This window comes from Streptomyces sp. AHA2, assembly GCF_036857595.1.
Taxonomy (GTDB): domain Bacteria; phylum Actinomycetota; class Actinomycetes; order Streptomycetales; family Streptomycetaceae; genus Streptomyces.
In genome coordinates, this window is the sequence record NZ_JAUQWJ010000048.1 from 1 (window position 1) to 3,611 (window position 3,611).

General features: G+C 71.9%; 1 protein-coding gene. It reads right to left on the reverse strand.

What is annotated here, in order from left to right:
• Positions 1-3,611 (reverse strand): non-ribosomal peptide synthetase (locus Q5694_RS34710; RefSeq protein WP_333937508.1); only part of this gene is annotated, 3,611 nt, incomplete at both ends.

Sequence of the window (3,611 nt, forward strand, 5' to 3'; positions counted from 1 at the left end):
GCCGCATAGGCACGGGTCAGGTCGGCGGCGAGCGGGCCCAGCGACCACCCGTCCCCCGCGATGTGATGCACGACCAGCAGCAGTACGTATTCCTGCGGCGAGAGCTCCAAGAGGTCGGCGCGCAGCGGGGTTTCGGTCGCCAGGTCGAAGGGGTAGCGGGCCGCGGACTCCAGAGCCTCCGGCAGCTCGGCCTCGGTCGTGGGGTGGACGGCGAGGTGCGGGACGGCCGCCTCGGGTGACAGCACCTGCTGGCAGGGGACGCCCTCGGCCTCGGGGAACACCGTCCGCAGACTCTCGTGCCGGGCCACCACGTCACCGAGAGCGGCCCGCAGCGCGTCGCGGTCCAGCTCACCACTCAGCCGCAGGGCCAGCGGGATGTTGTAGGTGGCGCTCGGCCCCTCCATCTTGTGGATGAACCACAGCCTGCGCTGGGCGAAGGACAGCGGCATGACCTCGGGCCGCCGGCGGACGGTGAGGGCCAGGCGTCCGGGAGCGGCGGTGTCGAGGAGTGCCGCCACCGCGGCCGGCGTCGGCCCCTCGAACAGCGCGCGCAGCTCCAGCTCCACGCCGAACGCGGCACGGATCTGGGCGATCAGCCGAGTGGCCAGCAGCGAGTGGCCGCCCAGGTCGAAGAAGTCGTCCTCCACGCCGACCCGCGGCAGACCCAGCACCTGCGCGAACAGATCGCACACGATCTGCTCCTGCGGCGTGCGCGCCCCGCGTCCCGATCCGGCCGACGCGAACTCCGGCGCGGGCAGGGCCGCCCGGTCCAGCTTGCCGTTGGCCGTCAAGGGGAGCCGGTCGAGGGGGACGATGGCCGAGGGGACCATGTAGTCGGGCAGATGGTCGCGGGTGTGCTCACGGAGCTTGGTGACCAGGGCACCGGTGCCGCGGCGGGCGGCGGGGTTGGTCGCCCACGTGGACAGCGGTGCGGTGGAGGCGCTGGTGGGGAGCGCGGCGTAAGTGCCGACGGGGGCGTGGCCGGACAGCCGGCTCCGGTCGACGAAGACGACGTCCACGGCGTCGGTGTCCTGGGTGTTCCAGGTGATGCCGGTCCAGTAGCCGTGCTCGTCGCCCAGGGCGTGGAACGTCTCGAGGCCGATCGATGATGTGGTGGGGCGGTCGGGCAGGGGTGTGCCGTCTTCGAGGGCCTGGCGCACGGCGAGTTCGTGGACGAGGCGGGGGTTCGGGACGCGGGTGAGGCGGAGTTCCGCGGGCCGTTCGGCGGCCAACTGCTGCCCGAGACCGGTGAGGTTGGCTTGGGCGTCGGCGTGAGCGAGCCAGGGTCGGGTGGGGGTGTCGTCGAGGGGGTGGGGGGTGATGCCGGTCTTGTAGAGGATGGCGTCGTAGCGGTAGCGGGTGAGTTCGTTGTGGGCGGTGCCGCGCTTGAGCTGGATGTCGGTGCCCGCCAGGTCGGGGACGTGGTGGGCGAGGGCGCTGAAGTACTCGGGGTCGACGAGGAGTTCCTTCTCCAGGACCAGGCTCTGCTCGACGGCACGGCGGATCGCGGCGGTGTCGCCCGGGTCCTCGGCACGTGCCGTCTGCACACCGCAGGCGAAGGTCCGCAGCAGCCGCGGATTGCGCAGGTCGCCCAGGAACAGGGCGCCACCTGGGGTGAGGGCGCGGAGCGCGTGGTGGACGACCTGTTCCAGGTAGCCGGCGTTCGGGAAGTACTGGGCCACGGAGTTGAGCACGATCGTGTCGAAGTGGCCCTGCGGAAGGTCACCGAAGTCGTGGGCGGGCTGGGTGCGCAGGTGGACCCGCGTGGCCAGGACGGGATCGGCGTCGACGTGCCGCCGGAGCTCGTCGATGACGGTGCGGGAGAAGTCGGTGCCCCAGTACTCCTCGCACTCGGGCGCCAGCCGGGCCAGGAGCAGACCGGTGCCGACACCGATCTCCAGGACACGGCGCGGCCGTAGGGACCGGATGCGGTCGACGGTCGTGTCACGCCATTCCCGCATCTCGGGCAGCGGGATCGGCCGTCCGTCGTAACTGCTGTTCCAACTCGCGAAGTTCTCGCCGAAGGCCGTCTGCTCCGCAGCGTTGTACACGGCGTCGTACAGGTTCTGCCACTCGCTGAGCTGGTCTTGTTCCACAGCCTCGTCGTGGTCACGCGCCGAGGTGTCGGCTACGACGTAGGCGACGAGTCGGGTGTCACCGGGCTGGTCCTCGCGGACGACGACGGCTGCCTGCGCGATCTCCGCGCGGTCGGTGAGAACCTCCTCGATCTCGCCGAGTTCGATGCGGAAGCCGCGGATCTTGACCTGGTGGTCGGCGCGGCCGACGAACTCCAGTTCGCCGTCCTGGTTCCACCGCACCAGGTCACCGGTGCGGTACATCCGGGTGCCCGGCTCAGTCGCGTACGGGTCCGCCACGAACCGCTCGGCCGTCAGGCCGGGCTTGCCCAGATAGCCGCGGGCCACACCGGATCCCGCGATGTACAGCTCCCCCACCACACCGGGCGCCACCAACTCCAGCCCCGGACCCAGGACGTAGGTACGCGTGTTGGCGATGGGCCGGCCGATCGGCGGGGCGCCCGCGCCGCCGGCCAGGTCCGCGGCGGTCGACCAGATGGTGGTCTCGGTGGGGCCGTACAGGTTGGTCAGGTCGTCGGTGAGCGTGCGCATCGACTCGGCGAGCGGGGTGGGCAGCGCCTCACCGCCGACGAGGATGCGCAGGCCCCGCAGCGCCTCCGGCTCGTGCGCCACCAGGAGCTGCCACAGTGAGGGGGTGCCCTGTAGGACCGTGACGCCGTGCCGGGCGATCAGGTCGAGCACGGCGGACGGTTGAGGTACGGCCTCCTTGGGGGCGAGGACGACCGTGGCCCCCGACAGGAGCGGGTGGTACAGCTCCAGCGCGGCGATGTCGAACGCCACCGTGGTGACCGCGAGCAGCCGTTCCCCTCTCCCGAGCGGGACCTTGTGCCGCATGGCTTCCAGGAAGTTCAGTAGCGGCGCGTGCGGGACGACCACGCCCTTGGGGCGGCCGGTCGATCCGGACGTGTAGATCACGTACGCGGCGGCCTCGGGGGCCGGCGGCCCCGTATGGCCGGTCTCGGCCGGGTCGGTGTCGGGGCAGGCGGTGAGCAGGGCGTGCACGTCCGGGGAGTCCAGCACCAGTCGTTCCGCCGAACCACCGGTCGGCGTCCGCGAGTCCGTCGACAGCGTGGTGAGCAGCAGGGCGGGCCGTGCGTCTCCGATCACGTGGGCGAGGCGGCCGGCCGGGTGGTCCGGGTCCAGGGGCAGGTACGCGGCGCCGCTCTTGAGCACGGCCAACAGGGCGACCACCAGGTCGGCCGAACGCGGCAGAGCCAGCGCGACCACCCGGTCCGGGCCCGCACCCCGGCGCAGCAGGACGTGCGCGAGGCGGTTGGCGCGGCGGTCCAGTTCCGCGTAGGTCAAAGAGGCGTCCCCGGCGATCAGGGCCACGGCGTCAGGGGTGGCGGCGGCCTGCTCGGCGAAGCGGGCCGGCAGCAGCTTCTCGCCGCTCTCGGTTTCGGTCTCCAGCCAAGTGCCGAGCAGCTGCCGGTGTTCGTCGGGGGTGAGGATGTCGATGTGGTTGAGGGGCTGGTCGGGGTGGGTGGTGGCGATGTCGAGGAAGTGCAGCCAACG